At 57.8% G+C, this 16,993-nt stretch carries 8 protein-coding genes and 4 pseudogenes; 7 read left to right on the top strand and 5 right to left on the bottom strand.

Annotated elements, in window-relative coordinates; genetic code table 11:
- Window positions 1-1,128 precede the first annotated feature (1,128 nt).
- A complete protein-coding gene (locus KUF59_RS07460; protein WP_258769076.1) occupies window positions 1,129-2,184 on the top strand; it encodes a hypothetical protein in 1,056 nt (351 codons plus the stop codon).
- Between the two features lie 509 nt (window positions 2,185-2,693).
- Here the strand turns inward: KUF59_RS07460 and KUF59_RS07455 are convergent.
- Window positions 2,694-2,897: pseudogene (locus tag KUF59_RS07455) on the bottom strand (transposase); the annotation flags it as partial.
- A gap of 72 nt (window positions 2,898-2,969) precedes the next feature.
- On the opposite strand from KUF59_RS07455, the gene KUF59_RS07450 reads away from it, so the two are divergent.
- From KUF59_RS07450 to KUF59_RS07435, 4 genes are all read left to right on the top strand, one after another.
- Entirely contained in the window at window positions 2,970-3,920 is a 951-nt protein-coding gene (locus KUF59_RS07450) for an IS110 family RNA-guided transposase (RefSeq protein ID WP_475647871.1), read from the top strand.
- A 2,378-nt stretch (window positions 3,921-6,298) separates the two neighbouring features.
- Window positions 6,299-7,297 carry an ATP-grasp domain-containing protein gene (locus KUF59_RS07445; protein ID WP_258769075.1) on the top strand — a complete coding sequence of 333 codons (999 nt, stop codon included), beginning with the start codon at window positions 6,299-6,301 and terminating at the stop codon, window positions 7,295-7,297.
- Window positions 7,298-7,409: 112 nt separating this feature from the next.
- Window positions 7,410-8,647 (top strand): IS3 family transposase gene (locus tag KUF59_RS07440; protein WP_258769976.1). Its coding sequence is split into 2 segments (ribosomal slippage): window positions 7,410-7,686 and window positions 7,686-8,647, totalling 1,239 coding nucleotides; the frame shifts between segments, so codons are not numbered across the junction.
- 303 nt (window positions 8,648-8,950) lie between these two features.
- Window positions 8,951-9,352, top strand: coding sequence for a hypothetical protein (locus tag KUF59_RS07435; protein WP_258768985.1), 402 nt, complete (start codon window positions 8,951-8,953; stop codon window positions 9,350-9,352).
- A gap of 1,224 nt (window positions 9,353-10,576) precedes the next feature.
- Here the strand turns inward: KUF59_RS07435 and KUF59_RS07430 are convergent.
- The 4 genes and pseudogenes from KUF59_RS07430 to ccrA all read right to left on the bottom strand — a co-directional run.
- Window positions 10,577-11,214: pseudogene (locus KUF59_RS07430) on the bottom strand (transposase family protein); the annotation flags it as partial.
- 267 nt (window positions 11,215-11,481) lie between these two features.
- Window positions 11,482-12,504 (bottom strand): annotated as a pseudogene (locus tag KUF59_RS07425) (IS110 family RNA-guided transposase).
- Window positions 12,505-12,588: 84 nt separating this feature from the next.
- A pseudogene (locus tag KUF59_RS07420) lies at window positions 12,589-13,205 on the bottom strand (transposase); the annotation flags it as partial.
- Between the two features lie 236 nt (window positions 13,206-13,441).
- Window positions 13,442-14,713 carry a crotonyl-CoA carboxylase/reductase gene (ccrA, locus tag KUF59_RS07415; protein ID WP_258769074.1) on the bottom strand — a complete coding sequence of 424 codons (1,272 nt, stop codon included), beginning with the start codon at window positions 14,711-14,713 and terminating at the stop codon, window positions 13,442-13,444.
- A gap of 264 nt (window positions 14,714-14,977) precedes the next feature.
- Between ccrA and KUF59_RS07410 the strand changes: the two genes are divergently transcribed.
- Window positions 14,978-15,691: an enoyl-CoA hydratase/isomerase family protein gene (locus tag KUF59_RS07410; protein WP_258769072.1), complete on the top strand. Its 714-nt coding sequence runs from the start codon at window positions 14,978-14,980 to the stop codon at window positions 15,689-15,691.
- A gap of 66 nt (window positions 15,692-15,757) precedes the next feature.
- A complete protein-coding gene (gene proB, locus KUF59_RS07405; protein ID WP_309500947.1) occupies window positions 15,758-16,972 on the top strand; it encodes a glutamate 5-kinase in 1,215 nt (404 codons plus the stop codon).
- Window positions 16,973-16,993: the final 21 nt, after the last annotated feature.

The raw sequence follows: 16,993 nt of genomic DNA, 5'->3' as shown, positions 1-16,993 counted from the left end.
CTTCACCTACCTTTCATTCCGCTAGGGGCTTTCCCCCTTTCGGCAAAATCTGCTTTTGCTCCTCATTGTCGATCACCTGACCTCAGTTCGTATGCCTTCACGAGCAAAGCCCTGTACACGGAATCGGCATCTTTTCCGCTCGCATCATCAGCAACTTCGCGGTCCCTTTGAGCAGCCGGCCGGCAGATTAAGAGTGTGCGCGGCAGGCATGACCGTAGCGCGCGAGCCGTCTTTTGGTGGGCATCTACCATCGCCGGTATCGGTACCTATCCAGAAGACCTCTATCGATCATCGGCCCAGGTTTGTAGGCTCGCCAGCAAAGCTCCATGCACTCGCCTTGTCGGCACGAGATCTGCTTTCCGTTCACGAGCTCGGTTACGGACGTGCTTGTCCAGGCGGCTGCGAGTACCACTCCTGCATGGCCGCTGGCTCTGCGGTGTTCAATCCATGCGGCGCCGACCAGGCGCCAATACAGTAAGAGCAATCACCCTTGTTCCGTCCGATTATTCCCGAAGCGGCCTTCCGGAGCCTTCTGGTGTCTGTCGCAACAATTGCTCGCATGTGGCCCCCCGAGTGCGGGAGACGTCTGGCATCGTGTAGCTTGTTCTTATCGCACTCTATCTTGGGCACCTCGTCGTACTTGCAATGAGGAGACTAAAGTGAGGACGCGATCGAAATTTCTACAAGCACGCGATCTGTCCCGGGGAAACCACGCGCGTGGCTGGGTCTACCGCGAAATCGGCGTCCAGCCCTTCATCCAATGCGCCGGAGTCCGCTCGATTTATGGTGCAAGTAATCCGAGTGACGAGACCATCTCCGCAATGAACGCTGCTGGCGAGGCTTTCCTGGACATGGCGAGTTCGCGGAGGCCGCGGGCCGACGATTGGCTGAACTCACCGAGACAGAATGGGGTGTCATCACGGCTGGGACTGCAGTTGCGCTTTCGTTGGCCACTGCTGCATGCATTGCCAGAAATAATCCATAGCTAATGTTGCGGTTTCCGGACACATCGGGCTGCGGAATAAAGTGTTGATCCCCTTCGATTAACGATCCACCTACGAGCAAGCGATCAGCGTTGCCGGCGCCCAGATTGTCAGTATTTCCACCACAGACGAGTTGGAAAAGGCGTTGGATAGTAACGTCGCGATGATCTGCCTCTTCGATCACATGGACGCTGCCTCACCATTCTCGTTAAGCTCGCTCCTACCCTTCGCGCGCGAGGACGACGTGCCAATTCTCGTCAATGCCGCAGAGCTTTCGCCAGGAAAGCCTGACCGCTGGATCAAGAACGGAGCCAACCTGGTGGTATACGCGGGCGGCAAGTATATTCGCGGAACCCAATCCTCTGCGATCGTGCTTGGTAAGGAGCGGCTCTGTAAAGCGATCTGGTGGAATGGAGCGCCGCACCAGGCATTTGGCCGGTCAATGAAAGTCGGCAAGGAGGAGGTGGTCGGGGCCGTACTCGCGCTCAATCGCTGGATCACTTTCCGCTCGGCAAAAAACGAACGCGACGACTGGCTTCCGCGAGTGAAGCGGATCGAGGTCCACCTCAGCTTGCTGCCAGGCGTTACTACGGAAGTGCAGTCTTGGACGGGTTCTGTGACAGCTATTCGACTGAAGGTCACCTGGGATGCGCGCCGTGTTCCGTTTGATGCGGAAAGCTTAAGGCTGACGCTTTTACGACGCAGACCGCGGATTCTGATCCACGATTTCTGGTCCACGCCGACCTCGATTACACTGGACCCTGTGAATCTCTCCAGAGAGGAGGCTGAGACCGCCGGCCGGGCTTCGGCCAGAGCGTTTCGTGAGCCTCATTTCATCGCTCAACCAGCCTTCACCCTCCCTCCGGAAGTCGATGTCTCGGGGCAGTTCCTTCATGGATCGGCGCCCCACCAAGTCACCATCCAGCAGAACGGCGAACTCATATCGGGTGTCCACTACACGGGATCGTCTTCCGGCGTCATATCAGGTGAGGTTCATGGCCGTCGTGTTCGGTTCGAGGCTGCGCACCAGAAGGTGCCGATTTCCCTGTCCTATGAGTTCGACGGTGAATTCGCACACGATGGCTCCATCAGTGGAAACGTTCGGTTGGGCGTCACCGTCAAAGAACATCTTGGCCCGGTGTTTAAGGGCCAATACGGCTCTGCAGAATGGGATGCAACACTTGTCTGCGGCACGGGATAACTCGACCGGAGTCGCCCGAGCTGTCACGCCTTTAGCAAAGAGGCCGTGCTCCGCCAGGACGGCGAAGCCGCCTTTGAAGCTTCTTTGCAATTATTGAAGCGATCCACGCAGCTATGCAGAACCTCCGCACACACTAGCGCCCACGACTTGAGAGATCCAATCGCGTGTTGGAGTTACGCATTTACTGGCTGACACCTTCAGCCGTCGCCTGCGGAGCATACTTGCGTCGATCTTGGAAGAGCGCCGAACTTCCCGCAACGTAACGGCTCTATCGGCAGGCCTTGTCATAACGACCTGATAGCCAGTAAACAAAACGGTATGCGTTGGCAGGCTGTTCTTGAGTCGCGCACAAGCCTTCAAATGAGAAATATTCGAGAACGGCCGCAATCCCTAAGCAATCGTCGAAATGTGCACGGAGTTGAACTCGATACTCCTGCTAAAAGCGTGATGGCATTAGGTTCGATCGCCTGAATTTTCGAGATAGTTCGGCGCGTTCTATAGGGGTGAATGCTAAATGCCGTCAGGACTTCACCGATGGCGGCGCAGACCGTATCGACGGTTCGGGCGTCGGCCTTTCGGAGCAGATGTTTGAGTTTGGCAAAGACCTGTTCGATCGGGTTCAGGTCGGGTGAGTATTTTGGGAGGAAGAACAGCTTGGCTCCGGCGGAGCGAATGAGCTGGCGCACGGCTTTGCTTCTGTGGCTGCCGAGGTTGATGGGGTGGACGTCCCCTCACGGCATCGCTGTGCCAAAGTGGTGTCGACCATCACTTGAACGGAGGCGTCCATGTCGGAAGATAGCATAATCGGGTTGGATATCGCGAAGAATGTGTTCCAGATGCACGGCGCGGATGGATCAGGAACCGTGCTTTTCCGCAAGAAGCTGCGCCGGGATCAGGTCCTCAAATGTCTTGCCGCGCAGCCGACTTGCACGGTCGCCATGGAGGCCTGCACCAGCAGCCACTACTGGGGGCGCGAAATCGGGAGACTGGGGCATGCGGTGCGACTCATTCCGCCAGACTATGTAAAGCCTTTCGTAAAGCGGCAGAAGAATGATGCCACCGATGCGGAAGCAATCTGCGAAGCCGCCCAGCGGCCGACGATGCGTTTCGTGGCGGTGAAGAGCGAGGAGCAACGGGCTGCGGCCATTGTGTTTCGCGCCCGCGACCTCCTGGTGCGTCAGCGCACCCAAACCATCAATGCGCTCCGCGGCCATCTGACCGAATTTGGGGTGGTAGCGGCGCAAGGTCCCTCCCATGTTACCAAACTCGTTTCCGCGATCATCGGCCATGACACAGACATTCCTGGGTTGGCTAGACCGGTCCTACGGCTGCTCATCGAGCAGTTGCGATCGCTGAACGAGAAGGTGGCGCTGCTCGACCGAGAGCTCGCCCGGCGCGCCAAGGAGGATGCCGAAGCGAAGCGGCTAATGACGATCCCAGGGAATTGGGCCGATCACGGCTACGGCGCTCGTTGCCCTGGCGCCGACACCCCTGGCCTTCAAGAGGGGACGCGACTTTGCGGCATGGCTGGGGCTTACCCGCTGCAGCGCTCAACCGGAGGCAAGCAGAAGCTCGGCGAGAGGTCACGTATGGGCGAACGAACCCTGCGACGACTGCTGATCATCGGCGCGAGCGCGGCCGTGCGCTGGGCAATGCGCAAAGGCTCGACAGCGGATCCTTGGCTTGCGCGCATGCTTACCCGCAAGCCGCCCATGCTGGTGATCGTCGCCCATTGATGGCGAGAGGCGGAACCTATCGGGCTCCGGCTGCGGCGAAGTAGTTCCGCGGCAGGGACCGTGAGAGTGTGAGAAGGTCAACCGGAGAGTATGGCGCAACGGTTACGAGACAGGAATCGGGAAAACCAGATCATGGATACGCGCCTCGAGCACGCAAAGTTGAATTGGACCCGTTCCGCGAACTCCCATACGGGCCTGCGGCATGTGACAGCCGCAGCAAAAGGCCGGACACATGTCAGCACCCGACCACGCTCCGCGTTCTTCGAAAGATTCTTCTTGCACCGTCGCCGGGACGAAGTGTTGGCAGGAAGGACCTTCGCCACATAGGTCCGAAAGCTCTCGCCGTCGATCGGTCCCTCGATGAACCACGGCGCATCGATCCGATCACGGCGCAATGCGGCCAGGAAGGTCATGGTCTTCCAGCGGCCGTGGGGAACCTTGGTGGGGAGTCTGGGCCAGCGCGGAGCCCATCCCCACAAAGGGGCCATGTCGGTCGGGTTCGATGGAGACCAGCCGCTCAGCTTCAACGCGACCTTAATACTTTGCCCACTGGACTCGCCGCCGCGCGGCTGCGGGAGGTTTGCCAGCCACGACGCTACTTTTTGAAGCTGAGCTTCTGAAGTCCCACACCGAGTGGTAGTCAACCCTTCAGGCCGCTTACGAACCCGCGTATGGTGAAATCGCCGGCCTTGATCCGTTGCGACAGCCAGGCCATGGCCCGGAGCAATGCTGCCGGTCTCATCGACCCGCTTCATCCAGCCAATTGTCGTGCTGATCGCGACCCAAACAGCTTGGCGGTTTTATTGCGAGACATTCTGGCCTCGATCGCGGCCACGATACGCTTTCGGAGATCGAGAATGAGGCTTGCCCATCCCGGCTGGACTCCGCCCAGCCAGCATGGCGAATCAGAAACACGCTGATTTGGGAATCTGGAGGGGTTCTATGAGGTCGCGTGGCAGGTACGAGCCGCGCGCTCTGTCGTGCGTGCGACCTCATAGAAGCCGGATTGAACGAGCCGCTGCCACGCCCGGGCAACGGGCGAGATTCAAGGCCGATGATCTTCGACGGTCGCCAGGCTCAAATGCACGCACAACTTACGCGATATGGCACGGACGTTGCTAAATGGGGAAAGTAGGTTGCCGACTTTACGTGCTGTCAATGGTTAGGCGTTGCGGAAAAGTCACTCGTGACAACCCTGGCGCGAGAGGCCCGGTAACGGCCTTCAACGAGTGCGACGGAGTTCCAGAAAGGCGCCCCGGCATCGTCCCATGGAAGTGTCGAGATGCTGTTGGTTGCTATCATTATTGATCCGACCTCATGGGTCGAAGCTCCGCCTGCCAATGGCAGGAAGGTTGTTGGCACTCCCACTCCAGCAACAACTTCAATGCCGCGCCAGCGGCTTCGTTCAATCCCAAGAGTTCAAACGACATAGTCCGCGGATCGCCATGAGGCGACGCGTCGACTGGAACGTCGATGCAGTTGAGAGGGCCGAGTGGCAGAGCTTTGTTGCGCGCCCGAAAAGAAACAGGTCAACAACGATCGATTGCGACCGAGGTGCGTCCTACACAGGTAGAAATGCCCGCGCTCGCCGAAAATACTTCGAATGCTCTCTATGCCGCGCCATCGATAAGCGCTGGATGGCAGAAACGTAGTTCAGCATCCCAGTAGTACTACTAGACTTGATAGGTTCGTTGTTTCCAATGCTCAGGTACTCTAACGGCCTTTCGAGAGACACGCGTCGTGCAACCTGCACCATACGAGCGGCCCGTTTGCATATCCACCATTCTCTCATCTGAGAATGTACTTGTTCATTGAATCACCTACTTGCAGAGGAAACGAACCATGGCAGGGTCAGCGGGCGGACGACGGGTCGTTGAAGCCCTGGAATCAAACGACCGGTCATATTCACGTTGCCTTCCTGCTACTTACAGTCGAGCTCGTGGCTCCGTGCTGCTAAGGAAGGGCGTCGAAAGTTTGATTTCCTGTCCGCTGCTTGGGAGCGCTGAATTGCGGCTCGCGGGAGCAACGCAAGGAGGGCCTTATGCGGCGTCGATCAGAGGGCCTTGCGTCCCGAGCACGGAAACAGCTTTACTGCTTGAGGCCAAGCACGGGATAGGGGTTTGATCGCCAAATCCCAGATGTTAGCGGCGCAAGGCCTTAGGGGCTTTTGTTGTCGAACGATGCAGCCCCGTTGATCAGGTCGTAAAATTCGGTCAGCAACTGCGATCGACCCGGATGCACTTAATCAAGGCATCGACCTATTCGAGTCATCTTTGGCCGAAAGACAAACCTAGTCGCAAGCGGCTTGAACAAACCTCCGACACACCTCAATCCGGCTAGTCAACTCTAGATTTGCTCATTTTCACCAGGAGAACGTGATGAGATTGCTCATACTCACAAAGACTCTCAATTGTTTAGGCGAAAATGATGCCCCTATCATGAATGCGTTCCGTCGTCTGGGGTACGAGGTAATTTTAGGCGAGATCAACACCGTCGGGGCGCATGATTATCGCTTTTTCACACGAGGAGTGCTCGTAACCAGAGACGATGATCCGTACTTTCCTGGCGATGCGGCACGGGGCGATCGAGCTACATATTTTCTTGACGAGTTTCAGCTGATCTGGGTCATGACTCAGCCCTTAGATCGCGTGGCCCGCGATGTCTGGCAGATGCTGTGGCTCGCTTCCCAAAATACCGCCTTTGTGAACAGCATCGAAGGTCTTATGTTTCTAAATACAAAACATGCATTGGGCTATCTGCTGCCGAAAGAGAACAGAGCTTTTTCGTATATATCGAACGATTTCTCGTTACTCTGGGAACGATATCGGGGAGCGCCAGATCAACGATGGGTAGCGAAGCCGCCAAATACGAGTAGCGGGCAGAACGTCTTTCTGCTTCCTCCGAACGGACCAAACGTTCGAACTATCCTCCAATGCCTTACCGGAAATACCGACGTACAGAACTTAACGAGTGGTGGGCTAGGCGGCTTCAGGGCAGAGTACGCTATTCTTCAACATTTTATCCCGGAAGTAGCTCAAGGCGAAAAGCGCGTGATCGTTGTTCGCGGGAAGGTGGTTGCATGGCACGGTCGACGAGGGAATCCAGACGATCACAGGTCGAATATAACGCAAGGGGGAACGCTGATTTCGGTGGAACTGCATTCCGGTGAAATCGAGCTTGCCGAGCTGATCGGTAGAAAGCTGATGGCACACGGAATCAATTTCTTCGGGATGGATATGGCTTATCCCTATGTACTCGAAATTGAGATTGCAAACCCGGGCGGACTATACGACGCAGCACTAGCTTCTGGGGTAGATCGTTCGGATCAAGCTGCGGAGCTGATCATTACTCACTTCAAACAGCATTATACTTCATGAGATTGACTGTTCCATTCCACCATCGACGATCCGAGTGATTTGAAATGGACCCGATTTTGGGACCACGTGCTTAGTTGGAAGGGGCCGCTCCGTTTGATAGACACAGCGCATGATGACGACGAAGACGAGACGCAAGATCGACGCGGCACTGAAGGCAAAGATCGCGCTGGAAGCGGTGCGGGAGCGGGCGACGGTGGCCGATCTGGCCCAGCGCTATGAGATTCACCCGAACCAGATCTATGCCTGGAACAAGCAACTGCTGGAACAGGCGGCGCGGGCCTTTGACGCGGGTGTCGGGCGGGAGAGTGAGGAGGCTCGCGAACGCGAGATCGAGAAGCTGCACGCCAAGATTGGACAACTGACAGTCGATCGCGATTTTTTAGCGCGGAGGTCCGGAAGATGAGCGTGCCGGACTGTCGAGGAATGCCCGATCGCGCCGACATGGCGCTGTCGATCCGCCGGCAATGCATGTTGCTTGGCATCGCGCGCTCTGGGGTCTACCGGCCGCCACGGCCGGCCAACGACAACGACCTTGCCCTGATGCGGCGGATCGACGAGCTGTTCACCGCCTGGCCGTTCCTGGGCTCGCGGCGAATGACCGCGATGCTGAAGGCTGAGGGGCTTCAGGTCAATCGCAAGCGCGTGCAGCGGTTGATGCGCAAGATGGGCATCGCGGCGCTGGGACCAAGGCCGAACACGACGAGGCCAGCGCCGGGCCACAAGATCTATCCCTATCTGTTGCGCAACTTGACGATCGACCGGCCAAACCAGGTATGGGCGGCCGACATCACGTATCTGCCCATCGGCCGCGGCTTTCTTTATCTCGTCGCCATCATCGACTGGGCGAGCCGTGCGGTTCTGGCGTGGCGGTTGTCGAACACGATGGACGTCTCGTTCTGCGTGGCGGCTCTGGAAGAGGCGCTGGCGAAGTACGGCACGCCGGAGATTTCAGCGCGATGCGAAGCATCGTCGCGACAACACCGACCAAGCAGCCAGTTCACCAGTGCGGCCTTCACCGGCGCGTTGGCGGGCGCAGGGATCAAGATCTCCATGGATGGCCGCGGTCGTTGGATGGATAACGTCTTCATCGAGCGGTTGTGGCGGTCGCTCAAGCATGAGGACATCTATCTCAAGGGCTATGCCGACGGCCGCGAGGTCAAGGCAGGGGTCGCGAGCTGGATCGCCTTCTACAACGATCGTCGCCTTCATCAGGCGCATGACTATCGCACGCCGATGGCGGTCTGGCGCGAACGGATGCAGGCGGCGAAGGCTGTGGACATGGTGGACAACGCTGACGCGTTGACCACATGCCCACAGCAACTGCAGCAGACAGAGTCTCTGGCAGCGTGATAGAAAGGGATCAGGAGCGGTCAGTTTCCAACTAACAAACCGGTTCAAGCGGTCCCGCTCCGCGGGTCCATTTCAGTTGAGCTTGCCTTCAGCGGCCTGGAGCTCGGCGACGTCGATAAGGAAATAGTCGCCCGTTAAGAAATCGGATTGAGTTGGGGTGGACAGGCGAGGGTTCGCCGTAGCAGCCCCAGGAGCAGGGCCAAGAGTTCTCCGAGCCAGGAGAGGACGCGGCGGAAGATACTATGGGGTGACCGGCAAAGCCGTGAGAGTATTGAGGCTGGTCATGAGCAATGGAGCACCCCCATGCAAAATGCGAACGATCTCGGCAGGTCTTCCACGGTCCTGGAACAGAACAGTACGCTGATCGCGGTCATTGAGATGAGCCTCTCAAGCTGGCTCGTCGCTGGAATCGTCCCCGGATTGGATCGTCATCCGTTGAAGAAGCTTGGCGCCGACGAAGACGCGCTGCTCCGGTTGCTACATCACTGGCGCGAGGAGGCCGCAAACGTTGGGCACGCGATCACACGTATAGCAGTCGGCTTTGAGGCCGGTCGCGATGGTTTTTGGCTGGCGCGGTGGCTGCGGGCTCGTGGCGTCGAGGCCTTCGTTATCCACTCAACAAGCGTCGCCGTCCCCCGCGAGCACCGGCGGGCTAAAACCGATCGTCTCGACACCGAGCATTTGAAGCGCGCTCTTCTCGGTTAGCTACGCGGAGAGCCGGACCATTGCCAAATGGCGGCAATCCCAAGTCTCGATGAAGAGGACGCCCGACATCCGAACCGCGAGCGTGAGAACCTTGTCAGCCATCAGACCAGCATTATCAATCGAATGAAGGCATGTCTCGTTCGCCTGGGTATTCGCAATTTCAAGCCGACGCTGCGTCATGCGTCAAAGCAGCTCGAGACGCTGCGCACGCCGGCAGGAGTGCTTCTCCCACCCAACACTATCGCCGAGATGCGCCGGGACGGCCCGCCTTCGCCTCGTCAGAGAGCAGATCAGGGAGATCGAGGCGGCTCGATTACATCGTTTGCAGGTTTCCGAGAGCGGAGCGCACGCGATGGTCAAATTGCTGGCGCGGATCATTGGCGTTGGAATCGAAACAGCGGACATGCTCGTGCATGATCCTCTCCCGGCAATTGAGAGATCGCAGAGCGGTCGCGCGTTACGCGGGCCTCACGGGCGCTCCCGATGAGAGCGACAGGCGAAGACGGGAGAAGGGCCTTGCACGCGCTGGCAATGGTTCCATACTCGCGTGGCCGACGCGCGCGGCGGTACGCGCAAGACCATGATCGTGGCGCTCGCGCGTAAATTGCTCATTGCGTTCTGGCGCTTGACGACGACAGGCGAAATACCTTTAGGGATCAAGTTACGCCCGCCCGGTAGCATGAACGCGCGACGCGACACCTCAATTGGGGCTTGGCGAAGCAACCGCCGAGCCCTGATACTCCGAGGTGGCGGTGACCCGCGCCACAACTTGGTCCATATGACCTCGCGGAAGAATGGGCCCGCTGCCCGAGCTTCGCTTGAGATGCGCATTGCTGCATCATGGTCGAACACTGCGTTCGACCGCATACAAGTACGCGGCGCGATGCCCGCTGGATATTGCAAGCTCCCTCGGAATGTCTCTCTGTTGCCATGCCATCCTGCTCGAAGCCTATCGCTATCTGAACATGGACCTGCTGAAAGAGCGCAAGATGGGGACGTTACGCCCTGCCGCCGGACCATGCTTAGGCCCACCAAGGGGATGGGCCACCCCTCTCCGCCGCGTCGCTCGCCAGTGCTGCGCCTGGAGCAAGCGAGCGACGGCGGCTCCGAGGGGATGGCTTCGCCGGACCCCACGATCAATTTACCGAACTTGACGCACACAACTGCACCCTCGGTACAAGGAGAAGAATCGCTAAAACTCTTGACAAGAGACACCCCATACAAGTTGTGGCCGGCGGCCGAGAGGACGACGTTAGCGGCGTCCCCGGCGCGGCCTTTGAGGTAGCACCGGCCGAGGTGTCCTTCGTTTTGAGGTGTCCGATGATGGGCTCAATGGCGGAGCGGCGGCGCAGCTCGCGCTTGATGGCGCCGAAGACGCCACGCTTCTGGCCGGAGATGAAGACGCGGCGGGGATTTTGCGCGTCGTGGCCGCGGTAGCCCTTGTCGACATAAGCCCGTTCGACCGCACAGCCGGTGAGTGTCTCGGTGCGGTCAAGGACGTCCCGCAAGGTGTGACCGTCGTATGGATTGTCGGGCAACGACCTGGCGTGCAGCACGAACAGGCCACCAGGAGCCCGGCGATTGTTGGTGACGATGGAGGCCTTCACCCCGAATTCGTAAGGCGCGCTGGCCTTGCCCTTGCCAATGCACTCCACCTCCGGAGCATGGAAGGAATAAAGCTTGAAGCCGCGCTGGCGCTGCCGCTGCGAGCGGATCTGCGTGGCCCGGCCGAGTGGGAGAGCGAATGCCTCCTCCAGTGCGGGCAGGCCCTCGGTCTTGCGGCGGATGTCGCGGATGATCCGGCCCAGCCGGCTGCGCAGGATACGCAGCTGTCGCTGATGCCGGTTGAACTTGTGTGGATGCCAGCCGTTTTGCAAGGGAAACTTCGAACTTCTTGGCGTGTGATCGAGGCGGACTTGTGTCAGGCCTTTAGGGTGCGGCCATTCACATGCCGCGGGCCGGTATGGTGATGCGCGGATCAGGCCCTAATCTGTTTGACGAGCTCGTGAGGCTCCCGTTCAAGCCCTGGTTTTCCTGACCCCGATCTGATCGATCATTTGCCCATGCGGTTCTTGCCTTCCTCACATCTCCGACGTACCGGCTTTAGGTGTATTGATAAATGATCATACCTACACCATCGCCGGATTCCGGTAGTCCTCCTGTTTCGTCAGCATGGCCCAGACAGCACGTGCCATTTTGTTGGCCAACGCAACTGCTACCAGCATACGCGGCTTCCTCGATATCATGCGAGCAAGCCAGGAGCCTTCGCGCGGGCCCTTTCGGGAGGCCCATTGCACGACAGCCATGGCACCGAGGATGAATAATCGTCGAATGTCGCGTTGGCCCATCTTCGAGGTCTTCCCTAACCGTTGGTTGCCTCCTGTCGACTTCTGCATTGGGACCAGCCCGAGCCAGGCGGCGAAATCTCGACCGCACTTGAAGCTCTCCATCGGTGGCGCAAAGGTCTCGACGGCAAGGGCGGCGATAGGACCGACACCGGGCATAGTCTGCAAGCGCCGCGATGTTTCCCCCTCCCTGGATAGCGCGTCGATCGTCTTCTTCAGTGCCTCGAGGCGGCCTGTCATCTGAGCAATTTGGTCCAGCAAACCACGGCAGATCTCGCGAACCAGATCCGGCAGCTCCGTGTTCTCGTTCTCGATGACCTCGATCAGACTGCGCAGGTGGCCAATGCCTTGCGGAGCAATATAGCCGAATTCATACAAGTATGCGCGCAATACGTTGACCACTTCGGTGCGCTGATTGACCAACTGTTCCCGGTGCGAAAGACGATGGCGCGGGACTGCTGTCCCTCGGTCTTCGGCGCGACAAAGCGCATGGTCGGACGTAGCGCCGCTTCGACGATCGCCTCTGCATCCGCGGCGTCATTCTTCTGCCGCTTGATGAAGGCTTTGACATAGCCAGGCGCAATCAATTTCGGCTGGTGACCGAGCCGAATCATCTCGCGAGCCCAGTAATGGGAGCTGCCGCAAGCCTCCATCGCCACGACACAGGTGGGGTGACCCGCCATGAACTTTACGAAACTGCAGACGCGTCAGCTTTCTCCGAAACACGACAGATCCATCGGCCGCCGCCCCATGCAGTTGAAAAACGTTCTTTGCCAGATCGACTCCGACGATGGTAACTTCTTTCATGGATTCTGCCTTTCCTTACCGGGCTGTCTCACCACAAACTTGGCACATTGCGATGCCGTCGGAGAAGGCTGGCATCCACCCCATCTGTTTGGCATGGGCGTAACGGCCCGCCATCCTCGCCGCGCTTTTGGCCACGCGAGCATAGGATTGCCGCAGCCTGACCGCGTGCTTCCTCGCCAGGCGGTTCAACCCCCGGATCGCTGCATGCAGCAGTTTGGCGTCGGTTGGGAAGCTGATGGCCTTCGGCTGCAGGTCGTGTCGACCGTGACCCGCTTGAGGTCTTGGCTGGGCAACGCACCGGCCTTGTGCGCCACCCGAAGGCTCTCGGCCAACAACCGCTCCAGTTTGTCGCCGAACCGCTTGCGCCAATGGCTCAGGTCTGAGCGCTCGTGCGGGAAAACGTGCTGGAAAAACTCTTCGCCGGTGAAGAACTGGAAGTACGGATCGTGGACCCAGCGCTCGCACACCCCCTCATCGGGCAGCCCGTAAATGTGCTTGAGCAACAACAGCCCGATCATGAAGCGGGTCTCGATACCCGGCCTGCCGTTCTCGCTGTAGAGCGGCGCGATCTCCCCGTCGATCCAGTCCCAATCGATCCTGCCGGCAAGCAGAACCAACTCGTGGTTCATGTTGATGATCTGGTCCAGCCGTGCTCGGAACAGATCGTTCGATCCCGTCGTCTTGTGCTTCTTCGGCCGCATCGTCCCCTCCGATGCACCACAAAAGCACGGTTCACAGCGAAGGTGAATCCAAAAACGAATTTGCAAGGTTTGGGACGCTCAAGCCTTAAATCCCTGCAATCTCGAACGCCCTCAAATACCAAAAATAGACTCTCGCTCAATCGCTTAGAGGCTTGTTCACGGGCGACTCGATACATCTTTATGTCGCGTCGATTTCTATGTCGGGCCGTCGGCGGCATGCCCAACTTTACGTTCACTTAGTTCATAGGCTGAGCCGAATTTGCTTGGACCAGAGCCGCCATATTTCCAGGAAGGTGTTGGTTCCTCCACATTTTCCTGTGCGCGTGCGGAATTTCGGCCCAAGTGAAAGTTTCTGACAAGCAGGGATCTATGCGCCGTTCAGAAACAAGTCGATTCGCTTCCCATACCTGATGAAAATTAGCGAAGTGGCTGCCCTGGACTCTCTTTTGCCGCATCCAGACAAACCGCGCATCCAGCGTAAGATTATAACCTGAGGTGCCAGCGCAGAAGACGACCATTCCGCCTCGTTTCACGATGAAGCAACTTACTGGAAATGTCACTTCTCCCGGGTGTTCCAACACAATGTCGACGTCGTTGCTCTTTCCTGTGGTCTCCCAAATGGCTCTGCCAAAACGTCGAACCTTCTTCATGTAGTCGCTGTACTTGGCTGTTTCATCGATATCAGGAAGTTGGCCCCAGCAGTCGAAGTGCTTGCGATTTATGACGCCCTTGGCTCCCAACGACATTACATAGTCCCGCTTCGCCTCGTTAGAAACAACGCCGATAGCGTTGGCGCCCGCTTCGGTTATGAGTTGAACTGCCATCGAGCCAAGCCCCCCAGCCGCGCCCCACACTAAAACGTTTTGACCTGGTCGGATGACGTGCGGAGGATGACCAAACAACATCCTATATGCAGTACCCAGCGTGAGCGTATAGCACGCACTTTCCTCCCAGCTTAGGTGCGTTGGCCGATGTAGCAGCTGCCGCGATTGAACGCGGGCGAATTGCGCGAAGGATCCGTCGGGAGTTTCATAACCCCAAATTTTCTGAGAAGGCGAGAACATGGGATCGCCCCCATTGCACTCAACATCATCGCCATCGTCTTGGTGGCAATGAATAACCACCTCGTCGCCGACTTTCCATTTCTTCACTTGATCGCCGAGCGCCCAGATGATCCCGGCTGCATCAGATCCCGCAATGTGTTGGGATTGGCGATGCATGTCGAAGGGTGAAACCGGCTGCCCGAGGGCGGCCCAAATGCCGTTGTAGTTCACCCCGACCGCCATAATCATGACTAGGACGTCCGATGGTCCTATCCCAGGGGTATCAGCGACCTCTACTTGCATTGCGGATTCCGGATCCCCGTGGCGCTCCCGGCGAATGACCCAGGCATACATGTGCTTCGGTACATGACCCAACGGCGGAATTTCTCCGATCTCGTAAAGATCTTTGGCGGTTAGCGGGACGCAATTCGACAAGGACCGACCATCGCCGCTGTTTCGATTCATTGTACTCATCACCCTTGAACGTAAGAAGATGGCCAAGAGTGTACAACTATAGAAAGAAGAGTCAACGATGTATATGCATCGATAATGAGAATCTCTTCTTGTATCCTAGCTCGAATGATCTATAGAGTTGGCGCGATCGAGAAGGACGGCTGTGCGCTTGCAAGAGTGGTGCAGGGTCGGCGTTCGCAAGCCAGGCGAAGCTTTCGAAGGGCACGTGAGATGGGTATGGCAGCAATAGATCTTTACACGAGGGGTAGCGTCCTCGTGGCGCAGTTCAATCGTGCAAATCCGCTAAATCCGCTCAACCGAGAGCTTGAGCGAGGTATCATCGCCGCTTGTCGATTGGCCCAAGACGAACCTGCCGTGAAGGCAATGGTTCTCACCGGTGGAGTGCGTCGCTCCTTCTGCGTCGGTGACGATTTCAATGAAGCACGCGATGTGAAAACAAAGGCCGCCGTTGAGGAACTCGTAGATCGACTGACGCGGCTTTATGTTGCGATCCTAAACGTACCAAAGCCTACCGTCGCAGCAATCGACGGGTATGCCATAGGGGGCGGAGTCCAAATCGCGCTTTGCTGTGATTGGCGTGTTGGGACGCCAACAGCGAAGGCGCTCGGCTGGGAGCTCAAATATGGCCTAGGTTGCCCGATCGGCGCCTACATGCTGGAGAAGTCGCTGGGGCGCGCTGCGACGTCTGACATTGTTTTCGGGTGCGAAGCTGTATCAGTCAAATGGGCCTTACAACACAAGTTCTTCAATGAGGTTGCTCAAGGGACGGAAGTCGTCGAGAAAGGGATTTCGCGAGCTATGGCCCTGGGAGCCTATCCCGAAATCACTTATCGTCGAACGAAGGAGTGTGTGAACCGCTCGTTCATTGTGGGATTGCAGGAGCTGGCGCCAATTGCAAAGAACATTCATGTAGAAGGATTCCTTAGCAAGTCCGCCGAGGTCCATTTCGCGCGAATTTTGCGACGATAGTGGTCAGAAGCCGTTCTTAAGTGGCGCATGGCGCGCTATGGATAAGACCTTGAGCGATCGACCGCTGTGAAGGAATTCGAAACCTCTAGAAGATGGAAGGATGTCGGGTTGCCTCGAGAGCACCCGAGTCAGCGAACTCTTGCTTCGGCCCGGCGCCTTGTGGTGAAGATTGGCTCGGCTCTAATCGTTGACCAAGCGAGCGGTACAGTTCGAGAGCCATGGCTTGAGACGCTAGCCGAAGATATTGGGCGCCTTCGCGGGCGCGGCCAAGATGTAGTTTTGGTGTCGTCCGGTGCCGTTGCCATTGGCAGACATGCTCTTGATCTACACCAGAAAACGCTGCCAAAAAAGGAGCGGCAGGCTGCCGCTGCGGTTGGACAAATGCACCTTGCAAGAGCTTTTAGGGAGTCGTTCGCGCGACATCGACTGTCAGTAGCGCAGGTTCTACTCACTTTGCACGACACCACCGAGAGGCAGCGCATGCTGAACGTGCGCGCAACATTGACGAATCTTCTGACATTTCAAGCAATCCCCGTGCTCAACGAAAACGACGTAGTCGCGAGGAGTGCAGCATGCTTCGGCGACAACGATCGTCTCGCCGCTCGCGTTGCTCACCTTATTGGATGCGATACGTTGGTACTACTGTCCAACGTGGACGGTCTTTATTCGGGAGATCCATATAAATCATCAGCGGTCAAGTTGATAAGAGAAGTGCAGGAGGTGACGCCCGAAATTGAGAGGATGGCCGGCGGTGCGCGGTCTGGCTACAGCTCGGGTGGGATGGTTACCAAGCTCGCCGCGGCGCGAATGGCGCTTGCCTCCGGAGTCAATATGGCGATTGCGGATGGTCGCGACGTGCATCCCCTCTCAGCCTTTGACAAAGGTAAGCCATGTACCTGGTTTCAACCTTCTATCGAAGCGCGTATTGCGCGGAAGACGCGAATCGCCGCGACATTGAAGCCAGCTGGCGTACTTGTCGTTAATGCTGCGGCAGCAATGAATCTGCTATCCGGCGAGGATCTTTGCGCCACGGGAGTAATATCATACTGCGGCGACTTTGGCCGTGGCGATGCCGTCGTTGTACGAGACGTGCACGGCAACGAGTTCGCTCGAGGTCTTTCTATCCATTCAAGCACAGAACTCGGCTACATTACTCGGCAGCCCGGCAAAGAACCTGAATCTCCGTGGGCGTTCTCTGCGTCTAGCCAGATCATACACAGGGATGATTTAGCGCTTGCCGAACGAGGCTCTGAAATGGACCCGCGGAGCGGGACCGCTTGAACCGGTTTGTTAGTTGGAAAC

The sequence above is a fragment of the Bradyrhizobium arachidis genome (genome assembly GCF_024758505.1).
GTDB classification, from domain to species: domain Bacteria; phylum Pseudomonadota; class Alphaproteobacteria; order Rhizobiales; family Xanthobacteraceae; genus Bradyrhizobium; species Bradyrhizobium manausense_C.
The sequence above is the reverse complement of the archived record's forward strand: the minus strand, read 5'-3'. Positions and strand labels throughout refer to the sequence as shown.

Bases quoted from the DNA above. Each gene is read 5' to 3' on its own strand.
- KUF59_RS07445 (WP_258769075.1), top strand. From the start codon at position 6,299: ATGAGATTGCTCATACTCACAAAGACTCTCAATTGTTTAGGCGAAAAT.
- KUF59_RS07450 (WP_475647871.1), top strand. From the start codon at position 2,970: ATGTCGGAAGATAGCATAATCGGGTTGGATATCGCGAAGAATGTGTTC.
- KUF59_RS07435 (WP_258768985.1), top strand. From the start codon at position 8,951: ATGCAAAATGCGAACGATCTCGGCAGGTCTTCCACGGTCCTGGAACAG.
- ccrA (WP_258769074.1), bottom strand. From the start codon at position 14,713: ATGAATCGAAACAGCGGCGATGGTCGGTCCTTGTCGAATTGCGTCCCG.